Origin of the sequence: Nonomuraea diastatica (assembly GCF_004349015.1) — a bacterium.
Taxonomy (GTDB): domain Bacteria; phylum Actinomycetota; class Actinomycetes; order Streptosporangiales; family Streptosporangiaceae; genus Nonomuraea; species Nonomuraea diastatica.
Genome location: NZ_SMKP01000017.1, coordinates 38,371 through 60,415, shown reverse-complemented (window position 1 = coordinate 60,415; position 22,045 = coordinate 38,371). Strand labels below are relative to the sequence as shown.

The following is a 22,045-nucleotide window of genomic DNA, read 5'->3' as shown; positions in this document are numbered from 1 at the left end:
ACCGCCGAGCCGGAAGGGCGTACTTGGAGCTCCACGATAGCCACGTTGTCGTGCTAGCGGGCGCGCAGCACCACGATCGCCAGGTCGTCGGCGCTCGGCTCGGAGGCGAAGTCGGCCGCGCCCCTGCGGATGCGCTCGGCCACCGCTCTGGCCGACAGCCCCGCGCACTCGGCCAGCAGCTTGGCCAGGCCGCCGTCGTCGTCGAGCAGCCGCCCGCCGGAGCGCCGCTCGGTCACCCCGTCGGTCACCGCCAGCAGCACGTCGCCGTGGTCGAGGCGGATCGTGTCGGCCTCGAACGCCACCTCGTGGAAGACCCCCAGCAGCGACTGCGGGGTGGTCACCGCCTCGACCTTGCCGCCCGGCCTGAGCCGCAGCGCCTCGGGGTGGCCCGCCGACACCAGGCGCAGCTCCAGCCCTGTCTCCACCGGCGTGATCTCGCCGTGCAGCAACGTGAGGAACCTGGCCCGCTCGCCCTCCTCAAGGATCGCCTGGTTGAGCCGGCCGAGCACGGCCGCCACGCCGTACCCCTCCCTGGCGAGCAGCCGCAGCGTGTGGCGGGCGAGGCCGGTCACGGCGGCGGCCTCGGGGCCGGTGCCGCAGACGTCGCCGATCGCGAAGCGCCACGACCCGTCGCCCGCCTTGAACAGGTCGTAGAAGTCGCCGCCGACCTCGTTGGCCTCGCCGGCGGGTTCGTAGATGACGCCGTAGTCGAGGCCGGGGACCTCGGGCTCGTTGGGCGGCAGCAGGCTGCGCTGGAGCGCGCGGTTGGCGGCCGCCTGCTGGGCGTAGAGCCTGGCGTTGTCCATGGCGAGCGCGGCGCGCCTGCCGATGTCCTCGGCGAACTGGATGACCTCGTCGGGGAAACGGTCGGGGCGGCCCAGGCACATCATGCCGATGCTGCGGCCGCGCGCGGTGAGCGGCACCGCGAGGACGTGCGAGTCGTTCATGTGGAACGCGGAGGTGCCCCTGGTGTCGGCGCCGTCGACGTCCATGCCGTCGAGCTGCTCGCGCAGGCCGTCGATCCTGGCCTCGTCGGCGTGCCAGAGGTAGACCAGCCGCAGCGGGCCCGCGGCGTTGTCGGAGGTGTAGACGGCGCACCAGCTCGACAGCCTCGGCACCACGACCTGGGCGACGATCGCGGGGACCATGTCGGGATCGAGCGTGCCCGCCAGCAGGTCACTCGCGTCGGCCAGGAACCCCAGCCAGTGGGGACCTCTGGAACTTTCCTCCAGCCACTCGGCTGCCACTCTGTCCGCCGAGCCGGGTACCGTGATCCTAGCCCAATGGACACGGGAATCACCCGCGAAGGTGACTCCCCACTCTTCGACATTCGCGGAAGGAGCCTTTGGATCACCCTGGGAGAGGTTTTGTTGCCGCAACTCGACCTGCACGGCATCCCCAAAATGCTTCCAAATCACCTCAAAAGGCTCGTCGGCGACTTGCTCCGCCAAGTCTCCCGCGACCTGCTCTGCGGTGTGGAGCACGCCACCGGTGGCCCACGCGGTCATCACCTCGCGCGTGAACCTCATCGCAGCAGTCACAGCGGTCCCGCCTGGCGCGAACGTCGCAGCGAGCACCGCATGGGGAGAAGCAGTCATCCCAACGTGCCTACCACACTTCCCGTTGACTTGGGGTAAATCCAAGGACAGGACTACGAGCTACTCATCGTGACAGACTTGAATCACTCGCCGGAGCACGCCGCGAGTGAAGGAGGCCCCATGACCACGGCCAACGCCACGCTAACCCCGGAGGAGAGGACCTACACCGAGTCGGATCTCGTTCCCATCCTGGAGACCCTGTTCTCCTGGCGGGACGGTGACTTTCGGCGCCGGGTCCCTCATGCTCCTCCCGGGATACTCAGCGAGGTGCGGCTGCTGCTCAACGAAGTGGCCGACCGGCGCGAGCATCTCTCCAACGAGCTCACCCGCGTACGCAAAGAAGTCGTCAAGGAAGGCCGCTTCGGTGAGCGGCTGACCCCCGGTCCCGGCGTCGGCGCCTGGGCGGAGAGCGTCGAGTCGGTCAACATCCTGATCGATGCCCTGGTCAGCCCGGTGAGCGGCGCGGCCGACGTCATCGACGCGGTGGCCAAGGGCGATCTGTCACGGCGCATCGACCTCGACCGCACGGCGCGCGGCGAGGTGCGGCGGCTGGGCAAGGCCATCAACGGCATGGTCGACCAGCTCGCGCTGTTCAACACCGAGGTGACGAGGGTCGCGCGCGAAGCGGGCACGGAGGGCCGGCTGGGCGGCTCGGCCAACCTGCGGGGCATGTCGGGCAGCTGGCGCGACCTCACCGAGGCCGTCAACACGATGTCGTCCCGCGTGGCCGCGCAGGTGCGCGACATCGCGGTCGTGACCACCGCGGTGGCCAAGGGCGACCTGAGCCGCAAGGTGACGGTCGACGCCGTGGGCGAGATGTTCGAGCTGAAGAACACCGTCAACACGATGGTCGACCAGCTCTCCGGCTTCGCAGAAGAGGTGACGCGAGTCGCCCGCGAGGTGGGCACCGAGGGCCAGCTCGGCGGCCAGGCACAGGTGCCCGGCGTGTCGGGGGTCTGGGAAGACCTCACCGACAACGTCAACTTCATGGCCAACAACCTCACCTCCCAGGTACGCAGCATCGCGACCGTGGCGACGGCGGTGGCCCAGGGCAACCTGTCGAAAAAGATCACCGTCGACGCGCAGGGCGAGATCCTCCAGCTGAAGGACACCCTGAACACCATGGTCGACCAGCTGTCCTCCTTCGCCGACGAGGTCACCCGGGTCGCCCGCGAGGTGGGCACCGAGGGCAAACTGGGCGGCCGCGCCGAGGTGAAGGGCGTGTCGGGCGTCTGGAAAGACCTCACCGACAACGTCAACTCGATGGCCAACAACCTCACCTACCAGGTGCGCAACATCGCCCAGGTGACCACGGCCGTCGCCAACGGCGACCTCACCCGAAAGATCGACGTCGACGCCCAGGGCGAAATCCTGGAGCTCAAGTCGACCATGAACACGATGGTCGAGCAGCTGTCGTTGTTCGCCTCCGAGGTCACGCGAGTCGCCCGCGAGGTGGGCACGGAAGGCCAGCTCGGCGGCCAGGCGCAGGTGCGCGGCGTGTCCGGGGTCTGGAAAGACCTCACCGACAACGTCAACTCGATGGCCAACAACCTGACCTCGCAGGTGCGCCAGATCGCGGCGGTCTCGTCCGCGGTGGCGCAGGGCAACCTGTCCAGGAAGATCACCGTCGACGCGCAGGGCGAGATCCTCCAGCTGAAGGACACCCTGAACACGATGGTCGACCAGCTGTCGTCCTTCGCCGACGAGGTCACCCGGGTCGCCCGCGAGGTGGGCACGCAGGGGCAGCTGGGCGGCCAGGCCCGGGTGCAGGGCGTGTCGGGCGTCTGGAAAGACCTCACCGACAACGTCAACTTCATGGCCAACAACCTGACCTATCAGGTGCGCAACATCGCCGAGGTGACCACCGCCGTCGCCAACGGCGACCTCACCCGAAAGATCGACGTCGACGCCCAGGGCGAGATCCTCGCACTGAAGACCACCATCAACCGCATGGTCGACCAGCTGTCGTCGTTCGCCTCCGAGGTCACGCGAGTCGCCCGCGAGGTCGGCTCGGAAGGCCAGCTCGGCGGCCAGGCCCGGGTCGAGGGCGTCGAGGGCACGTGGAAGCGGCTCACCGAGAGCGTCAACGAGCTGGCCGGCAACCTCACCACGCAGGTGCGCGCCATCGCCACCGTGACCAGCGCCGTGGCGCGCGGCGACCTGACCCGCTCGATCGCCGTCGAGGCGCAGGGCGAGCTGGCGGAGCTGAAGGACTACATCAACTCGATGGTGGCCAACCTCCGCGAGACCACCCAGGCCAACCAGGAACAGGACTGGCTCAAGTCCAACCTGGCCCGCATCTCCAGGCTGATGCAGGGCCACCGCGACCTCCTCGAGGTCGCCAAGCTCACGATGAGCGAGCTGACCCCGCTGGTGTCGGCCCGCTACGGCGCCTTCTACAGCATCGACCCCGAGGGCGACCACGAGCTGATGCTGATCGGCGGCTACGGCGTGCGCCCCGACCGGGGTCCGCGCCAGCGTTTCGCGATCGGCGAGGGCATCGTCGGCCAGGCGGCGGCCGAGGGCCGGCACATCATCCTCGACGACGTGCCACCGGAGTTCATCACCATCGACAGCGGGCTCAGCAGGTCCACGCCCGCCCAGATCGTGGTGCTGCCGATCCTGTTCGAAAGCCGGGTGCTCGGCGCGCTCGAGCTGGCCTCGTTCACGCCGTTCGGCGAGGTGCATCTCGACTTCCTGACGCAGCTCGTCGAGACCATCGGCGTCACGATGAACACGATCATCGCCAACTCCCGCACCGAAGACCTGCTGACCGAGTCGCAGCGGCTCACCAGAGAGCTGCAGGAGCGCTCCGACGAGCTGCAGCGCCAGCAGGAGGAGTTGCGCAGGTCCAACGCCGAACTGGAGGACAAGGCGGCGCTGCTGGCCAAGCAGAACCGCGCGATCGAGATCCAGAACTTCCAGATCGAGCAGGCCCGCCGCACCCTGGAGGAGCGCGCCGAGCAGCTCGCGGTGTCCTCGCGCTACAAGTCCGAGTTCCTCGCCAACATGTCGCACGAGCTGCGCACGCCGCTCAACAGCCTGCTGGTGCTGGCCAAGCTGCTGACCGAGAACGCCGAGGGCAACCTGACCTCGCAGCAGGTCGAGTTCGCCCGCACGATCCACAGCGCGGGCTCGGCGCTGCTCCAGCTCATCAACGACATGCTCGACCTGTCGAAGGTCGAGGCGGGCCGGATGGACATCCACCCGATCCAGGTGTCGCTGCCCAAGATGGTCGACCTGCTGGAGGCGGCGTTCGCGCCGCTGGCACAGGACAAGGGCCTGTCGTTCAGCGTCGAGGTCGAGCCCGATGTGCCGCAGGAGTTGCGCGCCGACGAGCAGCGCCTGCAGCAGGTGCTGCGCAACCTGCTCTCCAACGCGGTGAAGTTCACGCCGCGGGGCGAGGTGAAGCTGCGCATCTCCACCCCGCCCACCGGGGTGCAGTTCGACGACGACACCCTGCACGACGCCGACGACCTGCTCGCCTTCCAGGTGATCGACACCGGCATCGGCATCGCCCCCGACAAGCGGGACGTCATCTTCGAGGCGTTCCGGCAGGCCGACGGCACCACGAGCCGCAAATACGGCGGCACGGGCCTGGGCCTGGCCATCTGCCGCGACATCGCCCGGCTGCTCGGCGGCGAGATCCACGTCGACAGCGAGCTCGGCAAGGGCAGCACGTTCACCCTCTACCTGCCGGCCTCCTACACCGGCCCACTGGCCGTGACCGACGGCGGCGCCGCGCGCCGGCAGCTCATGACCAAGCCGGCAGAAGAGCCCACCTCGCCGGCGCCCGAGCCGCCGATGCCGCTCGACCTGCCCATGCCCGAACTGGTCGAGACACCGGCCGAGACGCCCGCGCAGTGGCAGGGCGACGATCCGCTCGCCGACGCGAAGATCCTCATCGTCGACGACGACATCCGCAACGTCTTCGCGCTGACGAGCGTGCTGGAGCGACATGGTTCCACGGTCGTCTACGCTGAAAACGGTCGCGAGGGGATCGAGCAGCTCGAACGGAACGAGGACGTCGCGCTCGTGCTGATGGACATCATGATGCCGGAGATGGACGGCTGGGCAACGACGTCGGCGATCCGGCGCATGCCCCAGTTCGCCGATCTTCCGATCATCGCGCTCACGGCCAAGGTCATGCGGGGCGACCGGGAGAAGAGCATCGCCTCGGGCGCGTCCGACTACGTGCCCAAGCCGGTCGACGTGGACCGCCTGCTCGAACGCCTGCGCGGCTGGCTCAGCCGAGGACGCGGCTCCGCGTCCGACTCACCAGCCGAAGGGTCGTGATCGATGACAGATCGTGCGAAGATCCTCCTGGTAGATGACCGCGAGGAAAATCTGATCGCCCTCGAGGCCATCCTCAGTTCCCTCGACCTGGTGCCCGTGCGCGCCAGGTCCGGCGAGGAAGCGCTCAAGGCCCTGCTCAACACCGAGTTCGCGCTCATCCTGCTCGACGTGCGGATGCCCGGCATGGACGGCTTCGAGACGGCCGCGCACATCAAACGGCGCGAACGCACCAGGAACATCCCCATCATCTTCCTGACCGTCGTCGACAGCGCCCCCGACTACGCCTTCCGTGGCTACGCGGCGGGCGCGGTCGACTACCTCACCAAACCGTTCGACCCGTGGGTGTTGCGGGCGAAGGTGTCGGTGTTCACCGAGCTGTACAACATGAACAAGCGCCTGGCGGAGCAGGCGTCCATGCTCAGGGACCGCCTGACCGGCGAGCTGCCGCCCGGCAGCGGCGACCACACGGCGGTGCTGCCCGAGCTGTCGCGGCGGCTCACGGCCGTGGAGGACGAGCTGGCCAGGGCGCGCGAGCTGGCCCGCAAGTCGCAGGATCCCGCGCTGGCCGCACCGCTGGCCGACCTGGCGGAGCGGGTGAACAGCCTGCGCGCGGGCTTCGACGCCCTGTCCTGACGCGCGGATGGCCCGCGCTTGCCCGGGCGCGCGGGCTTCCACGCGCGCTGCTGATCCGATGGCGAGGGGGTCAGTGGCGAGCGCGTTCGAGTGCGTCCCAGAAGCCGCGGCGCAGGGCGTGGCGCACCTCGTCGTGCAGCAGGAAGTCGATCGGCAGCGACGACCCCTGCAACAACCGCGCCTCCAGGTCGGAGGGCATGCGCGGCTTGCGGGCCAGCACCGCCTCCAGCCAGAGCGCGGGCGCGTCCCGCGCGACCGACTCGCCGAAGTCGTGCCCTTCCCGGTGCGCGGCCTTGACCGCGTCGGACAGCGTGGTGGCGCCGGTCGTCGAGGCCGACGGCGTGATCGGCGCGGGCTGCGGCCCGGTGTAGGGGCCGTGTTGCGACTGCTGGTAGCCGCCGCTGGTCGGCGAGGAGAACTGGCCGGTGCCGCCACTCGACGGCGAGGAGAACTGGCCGGTGCTGGGCTGCTGTGGCTGCGCGGGCGCCGAGGGCGGCGGCGCCGCCGGCTGCTGTTGCGGCTGCGATTGCGGCTCGGGCTGGTAATTGGTGTACGTGGGCAGCGCCGGAGGCGGGGACGACTGGCCCTGCCCCGACGGCGAAGGCCCGTTGGACGGCGGCTGGCTCGGCGTGGTGGAACCGCCGGCGGCGTGACTGCCGGCATGGCTCCCGGTGGCGTGACTCCCCGTGGCGTGGCTGCCCGATGCGTGGGTGCCCGCCGCGTGCCCACCGGTGGCATGGCCTCCCGAGGCATGGCCTCCCGAGGCATGGCTTCCCGAGGCGTGGCTGCCGGATGACGGCGACTGCGGCAACGAGGGCACCGACGACGTGGAGCTCTGGCCGGGCGGCAGCGAGTGGGTGGCCTGCCCGTTGCTGACCGGCTGGTGGTGGCCGTTGGCCGCCTCGGCGGCGCCGCTGACCATGCTGACGTACGGCCGCAGGTGGACGGCGCCCAGCTCGACCAGATCGTCGCACTCCTGCCTGAGCGAGCGCGACACGGCCCAGCTGCCTTCAACCGCGATGTGGATGACGCTCACCCTGATGCCGAGATCCTGGGCGTCGCACACGACCTGCGCGAGGTCCTCGTCGCCGCTCAGGACCACCGCGTCGCAGATGGCGTTGTTGCGGGCGAGGGTCATGAGATCGCGATGCACCTGGGCGTCCACGCCCTCGCGCCGGCCCGGCCTGATGCGGGACAGCCTGAGCTTGAGCCCCGGTATGTCGGCCAGCGCGTCGTGCTCGGGTGTACGGCGGCCTTCGACGGTCGCTTCGTACCAGTAACACCGCAGCAACGGCAGGCCGGTGCGCTCGCGTGACAAGCCGGTCATCAGCTGGAGCAGCCCCGGATAATCCCAGGAAACCGCTTCACGATGACGTGTGCCGTGCACGGCCATCGCTCCATCAGCCAGCAGATAGCCGGCGTCCACGAACAGCGCACAGCGATCCACTGACACCGCCCCTTTCCTGGTGGTCCGACCTTGCTGGCTCTGCACCGTCAGAGACCGGACTCGGCGGCCCTCTCTCAGGGTAATGAAAGCAGGTGATCGTGCGAGGGTTAATCCCGACGATTCGCCCCTCAGCCGCCATCGCGCCGGACCACTCAGGCCGACGGTACCATTTTGTCCCGATTATGGTCACGACCGTGCTCGCACGGTTATGGCTGCGGCTCCGAACAGAACGGCGTCCTTGCCCGTAGCGATCGTCAGCCCGGGATCGTCTCCAAGCTCGGCGCTGACCGTGTCGACGTCGACGCCGAACGTCAACTCCGCCACACCACCCGACGACCCGTCGAAGACGTTCGCGAGATCGCGGTCGCCACCCGCCGGCCGCAGCGCGCCGGACCCGAGCGAGACCTTGTCGCCCTTCAGATCGGCGTCGCCCTCCCAGGTCACCAGCGCGGTCCTGGCGGGGGTGGCGGCGGGGCGCAGCCCGCCCAGCGGGAGGCGCACCCGGCGGACGGGTCCGCCGACCACGGTGGCCGCGTCGAGCACCATGGCCTGGCTGTACGGCTGCGCCGGATCGGTCACGACCAGCACGAGGCTCCAGCCCGCGTGGCGCGAGGCCCCTTCCTCCATGGGAGCGTCGGCCGCCCACCACACGCCGGTCCTGCGTGCGCCCGCCACCAGCCCCGTGACGTCGGCGAACGCGTGGTAGGCCGGGCCCTGGGGCAGCTCGCGCACGGCCACGTGGCTGGGCCGGATCGTCGCATAGTCACGCCGCCCCGGCGGCCTGAACTTGATGGGCCCGGTGTTCGCGCCACCGGCCGACCAGTAGAGCCCGGCCCACACGACCCTGCCGCCCTTCGGCAGCGACAGCCTCGCCCCACTGGAGGTGCCGGTGCCGAGGGTGTCGTCCCGGTCCACCGCGGTCATCGGCCAGAGGTCGTTGTCGCGCCTGCCGCCCTCGCGGCGCCGGGCCTGCGCGCAGCCGGGGCTCTCGTCGGGGCAGCTCAGCAGCGCGTTGCCCACCGCCCTGACCGTCACCTTCCCGTCGGCGGCGAACCTGGCGGGCGCGCCCGTCGCGCGCACCCCCTTGCCGGCCCGCGCCCTGACCCGCAGCGGGCCCGCGTCGACACGCGCGGCGGGGCCCGTGCCCCGCGGAGCCCGCCGGGCCACCGCCACCCGCAGGAAGACGGCTGTCGCCCGCCCTGCCGCCAGCGGCTCCCTGGTGCAGCGGGCGCCGCCCACCGAGGGACGGCACTCCCAGCCGTCCGCGGGCCCCACGACGGCCGGAAGTCCGCGGCGCGCGGGCGGCATGAGCGTCACCCCCGGCGGCAGGGTCACGTACGCCGTCAGCTCCTCGCTCGGCCGGGCCCCGTAGTTGCGCAGCCGCAGGCCGACGATGCCGGGTTGGGCGCGTACTAGTGCGCCGAGCACGTCGACGGTGGCGCGCAACCGCGCCTGGCCCTCCGGCTCCTTCTCCACAGGTGGTGGCGGCACCCGTTCGGGCTCCCCGCCCCGCGGCCCCGCCTGATCGGGATCGTCCTGCGGCGGCACCTGCTCGGGGTCGCCGGCCTGCGGCGGCACGCTCACCGCGCGTACGGGCTCCGACGGCCGGGCGGCGACCGTCGCGGTCGCCGGTGTGCCGTCGGGTGCCTTGCCGGCGGTCTGCCACAACGACGCCGCCGCGGCCACCGTGAGGGCCACGCCGGCGACCAGCATGACGGGCTGCCGCCGGCGCGCCCGCCAGAGCCGCCGGATCGCCGGGTGCGGCCCGCCCTCGGCCACGTCCGGCCTGGCCAGCGCAGCCGCGTACCCGCCGAACATGGGCCCCGCGATCAACGGCCCCACCAGCACCCGCAGCCCGCGGTTGACGTCGGTGAGCTCCAAGATCACCCCGTGGCACTCCTCGCAGCCGTCCACGTGCCGCTCGACGGCTCTCGCGTCGCGCCTGGCCAGCCCGCCCCTGACGTAGGCGCCCATCTTGCCGAGCACGGGGCGGCAGTCGTGCGGCGGCGCGGCGCCGAGGTGCATCTGCAGGTACGCGCGCCGCAGCCCGTCCCGGGCCCGGTACGCCAGCGCGGCCACGCCGTTGGACGACAACCCGAGCAGCGGAGCCACCGCGGCCGGCTTGCACCTCTCCACCTGCGTGTGCCAGAGCACCGCCCGCCAGCGCTCGGGCAGCGACAGGTAAGCCCTGGCGATCAGGGACCGTTCCAGCCCGGCGAGCGCGGGATCGACGAACGGCACCGCCGGGTCGTACTCCTCGACCTCGCCAGCCTGGCGGCCCGCCAGCTTGGAGCGATCGTGGACCGTGCGCCGCACCACGGTCAGCAGGTAGGTGCGGAAACCGGACTCCGGCCCGCCGCCCCTGCCCACGAGATCGAGGATCTTGGTGAACGCTTCGGTGACGACATCCTCGGCCTCGGCGCGCCGGACGAGCTGCCGGGCCATGGCGCGGGCCGCGGCCACGTGCCGCTCGTAGAGCCGCCCGTAGGCGGTGGCATCGCCCTGTCGGGCGGCCTCTAGCAGGCTTGCATCGCTTTGCGGCAATTCGACACCCATGATCGGCCTCACGATTACGAAGGGTTGCCCTGCGCATACATTCCGCATTACCTGTCATGGCTAAACCGCGTGCGGGGAGGCGATCACGAGCGGGCCATAAGCTTGGGCGCATGACGGATCGCGACAACCTGCTGGCCGAGATCAAGAGCAAGGCCATCGTCCACGGCAAGGTCACGCTCTCCTCGGGCAAGGAGGCCGACTTCTACCTCGACCTGCGGCGCATCACGCTCGACGGGGTCGCCGCGCCGCTCGTCGGCAGGGTGATGCTCGACCTGACCGCCGACCTGGAATACGACGCGGTGGGCGGGCTCACGCTGGGAGCCGACCCGGTCGCGAGCGCGATGATGCACGCGGCGGCGGCGCACGGGCGCAGGCTCGACGCGTTCGTGGTGCGCAAGGCGCAGAAGGCGCACGGCATGCAGCGCAGGATCGAAGGGCCCGAGGTGAAGGGGCGCCGCGTGCTGGCCGTCGAGGACACCTCGACGACGGGCGCCTCGCCGCTGACGGCCGTGGAGGCGCTGCGGGGGGCCGGGGCCGAGGTGGTGGCGGTGGCGACGATCGTCGACAGGGGCGCCAGGGAGCGTGTCACCGGTGAGGGCCTCGACTATCGCACCGCTTACACGCTCGCCGACCTGGGGCTCTAGCCGGGCTCCCGGACGGTGAACGCCTCTCTCTTTCCGGCGTCGCCCTGCTCGCGCGGCTTGCCGTTCTCCGTGACCCGCACCGTGCCCGCGTCGCTGAGCACCACGTCGAGTTCGGGCTCGAAGTAGTTGAGCTCCTCGCCCCTGGCCATCTCGTGGTGGTGGAGCACGTCACCGCCCGGCACGCGTACGGTGACCACGGGGCAGGTCTCCGCCAGGCACTCGATGCGCACGGTCGGCACCCGCGCGGTGGCGTCGGAGGCCGGAGCGGTGGCGAGGCCGGTGGCCGGAGCGGAGGCGCGCTCGCGTTCAGGGGGCTGCCCGCCCGGCGGCACGAGCAGCGCGCGACCGCCGATGACCAGCAGTGTCACCACGGCTCCCGCCGCCAGGACGGTGAGGGCTAATCGGGCCATGCCCATCGGATCTGACCTGTGGCGTCCCACAGGGGGAGCGTACAGCGTGATGATCCGCCGTCGCGGCTAGTGCCGGCCGTTGGTGACACGGTGCCTGCCGGTGGGGACGGCGGCGGCGTTGTCACCCCTGCGCTTTTTGATCACTTCGACGATGATCGGGATGATCGAGATGAGCACGATGAGGAAGACGCCGGGCAGGATGTACTTGTCGATCTGCTTGGGATCGACCTCTCTGCCGAGGGCGTTGCCGAGCAGGATGAGCCCTTCGGTCCAGACGATGCCGCCGATGACGTTCCAGACGAGGAAACGTTTGGCCGGCATCTCCAGCACGCCCGCCACCGGATTCATGAACGTGCGGACGATCGGCACGAATCTCGCCAGCACCACCGCCTTCGCGGGGCCGAACTTCTCGAAGAACTCCTCGGCCCTGAGCACGTGCTCGCGCTTGAACAACCGTGAATCCGGCTTGTCGAAGAGCCTGCGGCCGAACCGGGCCCCCAGGAAATGCCCGAGCTGGGCGCCCGCGATCGCGCACAGCGGCGTGCCTATCAGCAGCACGGGCAGGGAAAGCGGGGTGATGCCCATTCCCTGGGCCACCGCCGCCGAGCTGAAAATTCCCGCGGCCACCAGCAGTGAGTCGCCGGGCAGGAAGAACCCGAGCAGCAAACCGGTTTCGGCGAAGATGATGGCCAGAACGCCGACCGTGGCGAAAGCGCCGAGAATCGTCAGCCACCACGTCGGGTCCAGGAGGTTCCAGAGCCAGTCCACCCGGAGAGCCTACCTGTACCGGAGAGGCGCGAGATGACCAATGAGGTCGCGTTGTCTCTACCACGCGGGGTAGGGAGCCGGGATACTGGGCTCGCGCGAAGCCGTTTACTTCTCAGGGAGATGAATCATGCCTATAGCGACTCCAGAGGTCTACGCTGAGATGCTCGACCGGGCGAAGGCCGGCGGATTCGCCTACCCGGCCATCAACGTGACCTCATCGCAGACGCTGAACGCCGCCTTGCGGGGCTTCGCCGAGGCCGAGAGCGACGGCATCGTGCAGGTCTCCACCGGCGGCGCCGACTTCCTGTCGGGCACCACGGTGAAGGACATGGTCACCGGCGCGACGGCGCTGGCCGAATACGCCAGGGTGGTGGCCGCCAAATATCCGGTCACGGTGGCGCTGCACACCGACCACTGCCCGAAGGACAAGCTCGACGGCTTCATGCGGCCGCTGATCGACATCTCGCTGGATCGGGTGGCCAAGGGCCTCGACCCGCTGTTCCAGTCGCACATGTGGGACGGCTCGGCCGTGCCGCTCGAGGAGAACCTCGACATCGCCAAGGAACTCCTGGAGAAGTGCGCCAAGGCGCGGATCATCATGGAGATGGAGATCGGCGTCGTCGGCGGCGAGGAGGACGGCGTCGTCGGCGAGATCAACGAGAAGCTCTACACGACCGCGGGCGACGCGCTGGCCACCGCCGAGGCCGTGGGCGTCGGCGACAAGGGCCGTTACATGCTGGCCGCCACGTTCGGCAACGTGCACGGCGTCTACAAGCCCGGCCACGTCAAGCTGCGGCCGAGCGTGCTGAAGGAGATCCAGGACGCGGTCGGCGCGAAGTTCGGCAAGGACAAGCCGTTCGACCTGGTCTTCCACGGCGGCTCCGGCTCGCTGCTCGAGGAGATCCACGAGGCCATCTCGTACGGCGTGGTGAAGATGAACGTCGACACCGACACGCAGTACGCCTTCACCAGGCCGATCGCGGACCACATGTTCCGCAACTACGACGGGGTGCTCAAGGTCGATGGCGACGTGGGCAACAAGAAGACCTACGACCCGCGTTCCTACGGCAAGGCCGCCGAGGCCGGGATGGCAGCGCGCGTCGCGGAGGCGTGCCAGAGCCTGAAGTCGAGTGGGACGAAGATCTCCTAGCCACTTCGGTGGCCCGGCGGGTATGACTTGTCCTATGGATAACCTTCTCGCCGGGCCGCCCCCCACTCACCTGCCGGACCTGCCCGAGGCCAGGGAGGCGCTCGAATCCGGGGCCAAGGCCTCCGACGTGGCCGCCCGCTTCCCCGCCTTCCCCGCGGCCTGGGCTTCGCTCGCGGAAGAGGCCTTCGCTCAAGGGCACGCCGTCACCTCGTACGCCTTCGCCCGCACGGGCTACCACCGCGGGCTCGACCAGTTGCGCCGCAGCGGCTGGAAGGGCCACGGGCCCATTCCTTGGGAGCACGAGCCCAACCGCGGCTTCCTGCGCTGCCTCCACGCGCTGGCCAGGGCCGCTCAGGCGATCGGCGAGAAGGACGAAGCCGAGCGGTGCCTGCAGTTCCTCAAGGACAGCACGGAAACGGGTTACGACGCGCTGACCCAGAGCTAGCCCTTGGGACGAATAACCACGTTCGGGTAGTCTCTCCACGCAAGAGCCCCTGTCGCGCTTGCGCCAGGGGTTTCGTTTTGTGCTCGGGAGACTGAACCATGCCGGCTGCCGTACTCGTTGGTGCCCAGTGGGGCGATGAGGGCAAGGGCAAGGCCACCGACCTGCTCGGTGGCGACGTCGACTACGTCGTCCGCTATCAGGGTGGCAACAACGCGGGTCACACCGTGGTCATCGGAGACCAGAAATACGCGCTGCACCTGCTACCCACGGGGATTTTGTCGCCTGACGTGGTGCCGGTCATCGGCAACGGCGTGGTCATCGATCCCGGCGTGCTGCTGGGCGAGATCGACGGGCTGGCCGAGCGGGGCATCTCCGCCGAGCGGCTGCTGATCTCCTCCAACGCGCACCTGATCATGCCCCACCACAAGGCGCTCGACAAGGTCACCGAGCGCTACCTCGGCAAGGCCAGGATCGGCACCACGGGGCGCGGCATCGGGCCCGCGTACGGCGACAAGGTCGCCCGCATGGGGGTGCGCGTCCAGGACCTGCTCGATCCCGGCATCCTGGCGAAGAAGATCGAGGTCGCCCTGACGGAGAAGAACCAGGTGCTGACCAAGGTCTACAACCGGCGCGGGATCGACCCGGCGGCGGTCGTGGACGAATATCTCTCCTACGCGGAGCGCCTCAAGCCGCACATCGCCGACACCTCGCTGGTGCTCTCCAAGGCGCTGGACGACGACAAGTTCGTGCTGCTGGAGGGCGGGCAGGGCACGCTGCTCGACCTCGACCACGGCACCTACCCGTTCGTCACGTCGTCGTCGCCCACCTCGGGGGGCGCGTGCGCGGGGGCCGGCATCCCGCCCAACCGCCTCACGAAGATCATCGGGATTCTCAAGGCGTACACCACCCGCGTCGGCTCCGGGCCGTTCCCGACGGAGCTCACGGACGACATGGGCGAGTGGCTGCGCCAGACCGGCGGCGAGTTCGGCGTCACGACCGGCCGCGACCGCCGCTGCGGCTGGTTCGACGCGGTGATCGCCCGGTACGCCACCCGCGTCAACGGGATCACCGACTACTTCCTCACCAAGCTGGACGTCCTGTCCGGGCTGGAGCACGTTCCGGTGTGCGTGGCGTACGACGTGGACGGGGTGCGGCACGACGAGATCCCCATGACGCAGACCGACTTCCACCACGCCAAGCCGATCTACGAGGAGTTCCCCGGCTGGCAGGAGGACATCACGGGGGCCAAGGTCTTCGAGGACCTGCCGCCGAACGCGCAGGCGTACGTCAGGGCTCTGGAGGAGATGAGCGGCGCCCCGATCTCCGCGATCGGCGTCGGCCCGGGCCGCGACCAGACCGTCGTGGTCAGGCCGCTCGTCTAGCGCTTTTGCGGGGGGGTGGGTCGCACGCCCCCCGCAGGGTGGGAACGCCGCCGGTTCACGGGCCGGTCAGGACCACGGCCGTCATCGGGATGTGGAGGGTCCAGCCGAGCGTTTCGTACAGGGCCCTGCCCTCCGCCGTGGCCACCAGGACGCCCTGCCGCGCGCCCGCCGAGGCGGCGGCGGAGGCGAGCGTCCGCATGATGACGGTGCCGAGGCCGCGGCGGCGGTGGCGGGCGGCCGTCTCCACCTGGTCCACGACGGCCGTCCTGCCCGCCGGCGCGAACTGGCCCCTGGCCGCGACCTCGCCTGCGTTCGTCAGTACGCGGGCCACCGTGACGCCCGCCCTGGTCGTGACGGCCGCCGTGTAACCTGCGGGGGCCGCGGGCGGGGCCGTACGGGGCAGGCGGGTCGCGATCATCATGAACTCCGGCTCCTGGATGCGCCAGGCGGCCGGGAGGTGTGGAACGACGGCCGCGGCGGGCGCGCAGAGTTTGAGCCAGGTTCCGGGGGTCGTGATCCTGCTGGTCAGCTGGTGGAGGATCTCGGGGGTGGGGGCGGACACGATGTGGCGGGCCACGTGTCCGGGGAGGCCGACGTCGACTCTCCAACCCCACGGTTCGGGTACTGGCCGAGGGGCTCTGCGGGAGATCACCCATCCGTCCACCCATGCCCCGACTGTTGCGGAATGGACCTTTTTGAGAACCTCCGTCATGTAAGCCAGCCTATTGTCTGAGGTCTAGTCATCGACCGGGGCGTAGCAGGATAAAAAGGACACGGCGTGGCACTGTCTAGTCGCACCCCCCGCCAGGTAGGGTCCGGGTTGTGCGCGTTGAGATTCATGGTCACCGGGGTGCTCGCGGCCTCTGGCCGGAGAACACCCTGCCGGGGATGAGCCGCACGATGGAGCTGGGCGTGCACGCGCTCGAGCTCGATGTCGCGCTCACCGCCGATCGGCGCCTCGTGCTCACGCACGACCTCACGGTCTCCGCCGTGACCAGCGCCGACAGGCGGCCCATCCGCGCCGGCGACCCGCTCTTCCCCTATGTCGGCAGGCCGATCAACACGCTCACCCTCGCGCAGCTGCGCACGCTCGACGTGGGCGTGCGGCTGCCACGCCATCCCGACGACCCCTTCGCGCTGACCCAGGTGCCGATGCCCGAGACCCGGATGCCGACGCTCGGTGCGGTGCTCGGCCTGGTGAACGCCTACGACGCCGAGAGCGTACGCCTGCACGTCGAGCTGAAGTCCGACCCGACCAGGCCCGAGCTGACGCCCGACCCCGAGGCCTTCACCGAGCTGGTCATGGAGGAGCTCGACCGGCACGGACGGCTGGACAACGTCGCCATCCTCAGCTTCGACTGGCGGATCATCCGCCATGCCGCCGGGCTCGCCCCGGGCGGGAGCAGGTTCGCGCTGATCGAGCCCGACACCCTGCACTGGCACGACGACCTGGGCGACGACCTGCCCGCCGCCGCGCGCGACGCCGGGGCGACCACGCTCTCCCCCAAACACCCCATGGTGGACGAAACCCTGATGGCACAGGCGGTGGCGGCCGGTCTCGACGTGGCGGTGTGGACGGTCAACGACACCGCGCTGGCGGGCCGGATGCTGGATCTGGGGGTGGCCGGGATCGTGACCGACTATCCCGACCGGATGCGGGAGTTGTGGCGCGAGCGCGGCCTGGAGCTGCCCGAGCCCGTGGGCCCGCTCAAGCCGGTCGGCGTCTAGAGCCAGCCGTTGCGGCGGAAGCCGCGATGGAGCAGCACGCAAGCCGTGATCATGACGGCCAGCACCGCGGGGTAGCCCCAGACCTGCTCGGTCTCCGGCATGAAGTCGAAGTTCATGCCGTAGATGCCGGCGATCATCGTGGGCACCGCGAGGATGGCCACCCATGAGGAGATCTTGCGCATGTCCTCGTTGGCCAGCGCGTTGGAGCGGGCGAGCGCGGCCTGCAGGATGGAGCTGCACAACTCGTTGGACGACTCCACCTGCTCGCACACCCGCGACAGGTGGTCGCCGACGTCGCGGAAGTATTCGCGCATCTCCGACGGGACGACGCGGCGCTGGGGCAGCGCCGACAGCGGGGCCTGCAGCGGGGTGACGGCCCGCTTCATCTCCAGCATCTCGCGCTTGAGCTGGTAGATCCGGTTGATGTCACGGGAGCTGACGTCGGCGAACACGGTCGCCTCGACCTCCTCCAGCTCAAGCTGCATGAGGTCGGACACCTGAAGGTACTGGTCGACCACGTGGTCGGCGATGGCGTGCAGGACGCCGGCCGGGCCGCGGCTCATCAGCGCGGGCTTGTCCTCAAGGCGCTCGCGGACCGCGGTGAGCGGGCAGTGCTCGCCGTGCCGCACGGTGACCACGAAGTCGGCGCCGAGGAACACCATGATCTCGCCGGTGGCGATGATCTCGTTGTTGCCCGACGTCCGGACGGGATCGAGGTAGGCGATGGTCTTGAGCACCATGAACAGCGAGTCGCCATACCGCTCGATCTTGGGGCGCTGGTGGGCCTTGACCGCGTCTTCGACGGAGAGCGGGTGCAGTGCGAACACCTCGGCCAGCCACTCCACCTCGGGCGCCTCGGGCTCGTGCAGCCCGACCCAGACGAACGCGTTGGCGCCTTCGGCGCTCTTGTTGTGCTCGCGTACGAGGTCGAGCGCCTCGGCGATGGCCGGGGCGGCGACCTTCTCGCCGCCGACGTAGGCGCCGAACTCGACGACCGAGTCAACGGGCGGGACACGGACGTCGCGTACCGCGCCGCCCGCCAGGGCGGCGTGCTGGCGCGCGACGTGCTGCCGCACAGGGTGACGGTTGATGCGACGGAAAAGTGTGGACGAGCGCATGGCAGGCCCTTTCCGCCCGACCTGGCACGCTCCACGCGCGACGAGAAGTCACCTCAATCAAGAACGCAGGCGTGGAGGCACGATCAGGCTGCCGGATTGGAGTGGTCGGGGGTACGCGGGGAGCACGTGAAGGAACACGTACTGCTGGGATCACCAGGTTTCATCCCGGACCACCTCCAATCACACAGGACGCCGCAAAGCCGCCTTAACTTATCACAGGCGGGTGAACCAATCTGACGATACTCGCCTGAGAGCACGCGTCTCCGGGAGAACTCACCAAGGATTCTCGTCCATTCCGGCATGTGGCCGGCGCGTCGGACCTGTGGGTGCGCATGGCGGCGGGCCTGCGACAATGAGCGTGTGCGCGTTCTAGTCATTGGTTCCGGAGGGCGTGAGCACGCCCTGTGCCGTTCCCTCAAGCTCGATCCCCAGGTCAGCGAGCTCCACTGCGCTCCGGGCAACCCGGGCATCGAGCAGGTCGCGACCGTCCACGCGGTCGACCCGCTCGACCCCGGCCAGGTGGCCGACCTGGCGACGCGGCTGCGCGTCGATCTCGTCGTCGTCGGGCCGGAGGCGCCGCTCGTGGCGGGAGTGTCCGACGCGGTGCGCGAGGCCGGCATCGCGTGCTTCGGGCCGTCCAGCCAGGCGGCCATGATCGAGGGCTCCAAGGCGTTCGCCAAGGAGGTCATGCAGGCCGCCGACGTGCCCACCGCACGGTCGAGGACCTGCGAGAGCGAGGAGCAGGCCGCGGCCGCGCTCGACGCGTTCGGCCCGCCCTACGTGGTCAAGGACGACGGGCTGGCGGCGGGCAAGGGCGTCGTCGTCACCGACGACAGGCGGCGGGCGCTCGACCACGCCCGGTCGTGCGAGCGGGTGGTGATCGAGGAGTTCCTCGACGGGCCCGAGGTGTCGCTGTTCGCGTTGTGCGACGGCAGCACCGCCGTCCCGCTGCAGCTCGCCCAGGACTTCAAGCGGGCCCACGACGGCGACCAGGGCCCCAACACCGGCGGCATGGGCGCCTACACGCCGCTGCCGTGGGCGCCCGACGGGCTCACCGACCAGGCCATGCGGGAGGTCGTGCACCCGACGATCGCGGAGCTGGCGCGGCGCGGGCTGCCCTACCAGGGGGTGCTCTACGTCGGGCTGGCCCTGACGGCGAAGGGCCCGAAGGTGGTCGAGTTCAACGCGCGCTTCGGCGACCCGGAGACGCAGGTGCTGCTCGACCGGCTGGAGACGCCGCTGGGCGGGCTGCTGATGGCGAGCGCGACCGGTGAGCTGGGGCTCGACCCGGTGTTCAAGGGCGGCTCCGCCGTCACGGTGGTGATCGCCGCGGAGAACTATCCCGACACCCCGGTCAAGGGCGACGTGATCACGGGGCTGGAGCCGTCCGACAACGCCTACGTGATCCACGCCGGCACCAGGCGCGAGGGCGACACGATCGTCTCCAGCGGCGGGCGGGTGCTCAGCGTGGTGGGCCACGGCCCCGACCAGGAGAGCGCGCGGCGCAACGCCTACGACCTCGCCGGGCGGATCACGCTGCGCGGCTCCCACTACAGGACGGACATCGCCCCATGAAGCATGTGCACTCCGGCAAGGTGCGCGACCTCTACGAGACGGAGGACGGCCTGCTGCTGATGGTCGCCTCCGACCGGGTCTCGGCCTTCGACCACGTGCTGGAGCCCGGCATCCCCGACAAGGGCGCGATCCTCACGCAGCTGTCGTTGTGGTGGTTCGACCAGCTCAAGGACATCGTGCCCAACCACTTCGTGGCCAAGGGCGATGAGACCCGCAGCGTGGTGTGCAGGCCGCTGACGATGGTCCAGGTCGAGTGCGTGGCCCGGGGCTACCTGACGGGCGGCGGGCTGGCCGAATATCGCGAAGGCGGCACCGTCTCCGGGGTTCGCCTGCCCGAAGGGCTGGAGGACGGGTCGCGGCTGCCCGAGCCGATCTTCACGCCGTCCACCAAGGCGCCGATGGGACGGCACGACGAGCCGATCTCCTACGACCAGGTCGTGGCGGAGACCGGCGCCGAGACGGCGGAGGAGCTGCGCCGCGTCACGCTGGCCGTCTACACGCGCGGCGCCGAGATCGCCCGCGAGCGGGGCATCATCGTGGCCGACACCAAGATCGAGCTCGGCTGGGACTCCGACGGGGTGCTCACCCTGGGCGATGAGGTTCTGACGCCCGACTCGTCGCGTTTCTGGCCGGCCGACGCCTGGCGACCGGGCCGTTCACAACCTTCATTCGATAAGCAATTTGTACGCGATTGGCTACTATCGCCCGAATCCGGATGGGACAAAGCATCCGGAAGCCCCCCACCTCGCCTACCTAACCCCATCGTGGAACGCACGCGCGAACGATACCTAGAAGCGTATGAGCGCATCACGGGAGCTCCCTTTAGCGGATGATTCGGCTGGGTCATGTGGTGTTACCGACTACTGTTGGCCCGATCGAGCCTCACCGCCAGAATTCAAGGAGCCGCACGAAATGGTCCGTTACCGCGTGCGCGGTGGCAACGCACTGCGTGGAACCGCGTTCATCCAGGGCGCGAAGAACGCCGTGCTCCCCATGATCGGTGCGGCTCTGCTCGCCGCGAAGGGCCGCACCGTCCTGCGCAACGTGCCGATCATCGAAGACGTCCGGCGCGCGATCGAGCTCGCCGAGGCGGTCGGCGCGTACGTCGAACTCCACGAGTCCGAGCGCACGCTCGTCATCGACGCCTCGCGGCTGTCCAGCCCGGTGCTGCCCGCGGAGATCGCCCGGCGCTTCCGCGGCTCGGTGTTGTTCACCCCCGCGCTGCTGCACCGGCTCGGCGAGGCCGTCGTCGAGGGCGTCGGCGGCTGCAACCTCGGCAGCCGCAACCTCGACTTCCACTACCTCGGCTACAAGCGGCTGGGCGCGATCGTCGACGAGGGCGAGACCGTCATCCACGTGAAGGCGTCCGGCCTGACCGGGGCGACCCTCTACCTCGACACCCCCTCGCACACCGGCACCGAGAACCTCATCATGGCCGCCTCCCTGGCCAACGGCACCACCGTGATCGAAAACGCCGCGCTCGAGCCCGAGGTGCTCGACGTCATCGACATGCTCACCAAGATGGGCGCGCGCATCCGCGGCGGCGGCACCGGCTTCATCACCGTCGAGGGCGTCGACGAGCTCCACGCCGTCGAGCACACGGTCATGCCCGACCGGCTCGACGCGGGCGTGTTCGCGATGGCCGCGGCGATCACCGGGGGCGAGCTGAGCCTCGTGGGCACCGGCCTCGACCTGGGCGTGGTGCGCTACAAACTGGAACAGATGGGCGTCGAGTTCGCCCGGCAGGGCGCGGTGCTGCACGTGCGCTGCGAGGGCCCGCTACGGCCGATCAACATCATCACCGACACCTACCCCGGGTTCGCGACCGACCTGCAGTCGCCGATGATGACCGTCGCGGCGCTCGCCGACGGCACCAGCTACATTCACGAGCGCATCTTCGACGGCCGTTTCGCGCTGGCCGGCGAGCTGAACAAGATGGGCGCCGCCGTCGAGGTCGACGGCAGCAGGGCCATCGTGCGCGGCCGCACGCCCCTGACCGGCACCGAGGTGACGGCCCACGATCTGCGCTCCGGGATCGCCCTCGTGCTCGCCGGACTCGCCGCGGAAGGCGAGACCGTGATCGGCTCCGGCTACCTGATCGACCGCGGCCACGCGCATCTCGCCGCTCGAATGCGCGCGCTCGGCGCGGACATTACACGAGAGATTTCCACACGCTAAAAAACGTGAGAAAAACCTCGTTGAGCTGCTAGGACATCTTGTCGGGCGGTCAACCTGAACGGCTTTCCGGAAAAGTCGGGCGTGACATTACGGCCCCCGCGAGCGATCGTTCCAAAA

The 22,045-nt window shown here is 69.9% G+C and carries 17 protein-coding genes; 10 read left to right on the top strand and 7 right to left on the bottom strand.

Features of this window, described 5'->3' with window-relative positions:
- Nucleotides 1-53 precede the first annotated feature (53 nt).
- Nucleotides 54-1,247 carry a PP2C family protein-serine/threonine phosphatase gene (locus E1294_RS08570; protein WP_132506534.1) on the bottom strand — a complete coding sequence of 398 codons (1,194 nt, stop codon included), beginning with the start codon at nucleotides 1,245-1,247 and terminating at the stop codon, nucleotides 54-56.
- A gap of 471 nt (nucleotides 1,248-1,718) precedes the next feature.
- On the opposite strand from E1294_RS08570, the gene E1294_RS08565 reads away from it, so the two are divergent.
- Nucleotides 1,719-5,894, top strand: a complete 4,176-nt coding sequence (locus E1294_RS08565; protein WP_181958471.1) for a HAMP domain-containing protein — start codon at nucleotides 1,719-1,721, stop codon at nucleotides 5,892-5,894.
- A 3-nt stretch (nucleotides 5,895-5,897) separates the two neighbouring features.
- Nucleotides 5,898-6,527, top strand: coding sequence for a response regulator (locus tag E1294_RS08560; RefSeq protein ID WP_132506532.1), 630 nt, complete (start codon nucleotides 5,898-5,900; stop codon nucleotides 6,525-6,527).
- A 70-nt stretch (nucleotides 6,528-6,597) separates the two neighbouring features.
- Here E1294_RS08560 and E1294_RS08555 read toward each other — a convergent pair whose 3' ends face one another.
- The gene (locus E1294_RS08555; protein ID WP_425465196.1) at nucleotides 6,598-7,980 is read right to left on the bottom strand and encodes an NYN domain-containing protein; all 1,383 of its coding nucleotides are present in this window, start codon (nucleotides 7,978-7,980) and stop codon (nucleotides 6,598-6,600) included.
- Nucleotides 7,981-8,160: 180 nt separating this feature from the next.
- Nucleotides 8,161-10,530, bottom strand: a complete 2,370-nt coding sequence (locus E1294_RS08550; RefSeq protein WP_165977172.1) for a sigma-70 family RNA polymerase sigma factor — start codon at nucleotides 10,528-10,530, stop codon at nucleotides 8,161-8,163.
- A 110-nt stretch (nucleotides 10,531-10,640) separates the two neighbouring features.
- On the opposite strand from E1294_RS08550, the gene pyrE reads away from it, so the two are divergent.
- Entirely contained in the window at nucleotides 10,641-11,174 is a 534-nt protein-coding gene (gene pyrE / locus E1294_RS08545) for an orotate phosphoribosyltransferase (protein ID WP_132506528.1), read from the top strand.
- On the opposite strand, the gene E1294_RS08540 is transcribed toward pyrE, so the two are convergent.
- Both E1294_RS08540 and E1294_RS08535 read right to left on the bottom strand, forming a co-directional pair.
- A complete protein-coding gene (locus E1294_RS08540; protein WP_132506526.1) occupies nucleotides 11,171-11,584 on the bottom strand; it encodes a hypothetical protein in 414 nt (137 codons plus the stop codon). The two genes, pyrE and E1294_RS08540, sit on opposite strands and share 4 nt — an antisense overlap.
- 66 nt (nucleotides 11,585-11,650) lie before the next feature.
- Nucleotides 11,651-12,352: a DedA family protein gene (locus E1294_RS08535; protein WP_132506524.1), complete on the bottom strand. Its 702-nt coding sequence runs from the start codon at nucleotides 12,350-12,352 to the stop codon at nucleotides 11,651-11,653.
- Between the two features lie 127 nt (nucleotides 12,353-12,479).
- Between E1294_RS08535 and fbaA the strand changes: the two genes are divergently transcribed.
- The 3 genes from fbaA to E1294_RS08520 all read left to right on the top strand — a co-directional run bounded on the left by fbaA (nucleotide 12,480) and on the right by E1294_RS08520 (nucleotide 15,329).
- Nucleotides 12,480-13,502, top strand: a complete 1,023-nt coding sequence (gene fbaA, locus E1294_RS08530) for a class II fructose-bisphosphate aldolase (protein ID WP_132506522.1) — start codon at nucleotides 12,480-12,482, stop codon at nucleotides 13,500-13,502.
- Nucleotides 13,503-13,536: 34 nt separating this feature from the next.
- The gene (locus E1294_RS08525; RefSeq protein WP_220447624.1) at nucleotides 13,537-13,947 is read left to right on the top strand and encodes a DUF3151 domain-containing protein; all 411 of its coding nucleotides are present in this window, start codon (nucleotides 13,537-13,539) and stop codon (nucleotides 13,945-13,947) included.
- Between the two features lie 98 nt (nucleotides 13,948-14,045).
- Complete coding sequence (locus E1294_RS08520; RefSeq protein ID WP_132506518.1) at nucleotides 14,046-15,329, top strand: adenylosuccinate synthase; 1,284 nt, start codon at nucleotides 14,046-14,048, stop codon at nucleotides 15,327-15,329.
- Nucleotides 15,330-15,384: 55 nt separating this feature from the next.
- Here E1294_RS08520 and E1294_RS08515 read toward each other — a convergent pair whose 3' ends face one another.
- Complete coding sequence (locus tag E1294_RS08515; RefSeq protein WP_246082885.1) at nucleotides 15,385-15,906, bottom strand: GNAT family N-acetyltransferase; 522 nt, start codon at nucleotides 15,904-15,906, stop codon at nucleotides 15,385-15,387.
- 245 nt (nucleotides 15,907-16,151) lie between these two features.
- Between E1294_RS08515 and E1294_RS08510 the strand changes: the two genes are divergently transcribed.
- Complete coding sequence (locus E1294_RS08510; RefSeq protein ID WP_132506514.1) at nucleotides 16,152-17,057, top strand: glycerophosphodiester phosphodiesterase family protein; 906 nt, start codon at nucleotides 16,152-16,154, stop codon at nucleotides 17,055-17,057.
- Here the strand turns inward: E1294_RS08510 and corA are convergent.
- Entirely contained in the window at nucleotides 17,054-18,133 is a 1,080-nt protein-coding gene (corA, locus tag E1294_RS08505) for a magnesium/cobalt transporter CorA (RefSeq protein WP_246082883.1), read from the bottom strand. The two genes, E1294_RS08510 and corA, sit on opposite strands and share 4 nt — an antisense overlap.
- A 402-nt stretch (nucleotides 18,134-18,535) precedes the next feature.
- Between corA and purD the strand changes: the two genes are divergently transcribed.
- The 3 genes from purD to murA all read left to right on the top strand — a co-directional run bounded on the left by purD (nucleotide 18,536) and on the right by murA (nucleotide 21,928).
- A complete protein-coding gene (gene purD / locus E1294_RS08500) occupies nucleotides 18,536-19,750 on the top strand; it encodes a phosphoribosylamine--glycine ligase (RefSeq protein WP_132506512.1) in 1,215 nt (404 codons plus the stop codon).
- A complete protein-coding gene (locus tag E1294_RS08495; RefSeq protein WP_132506510.1) occupies nucleotides 19,747-20,583 on the top strand; it encodes a phosphoribosylaminoimidazolesuccinocarboxamide synthase in 837 nt (278 codons plus the stop codon). Before purD ends, E1294_RS08495 begins: the two co-directional genes overlap by 4 nt.
- A gap of 79 nt (nucleotides 20,584-20,662) precedes the next feature.
- The gene (gene murA / locus E1294_RS08490; protein ID WP_132506508.1) at nucleotides 20,663-21,928 is read left to right on the top strand and encodes a UDP-N-acetylglucosamine 1-carboxyvinyltransferase; all 1,266 of its coding nucleotides are present in this window, start codon (nucleotides 20,663-20,665) and stop codon (nucleotides 21,926-21,928) included.
- The last annotated feature ends 117 nt before the right edge of the window (nucleotides 21,929-22,045 follow it).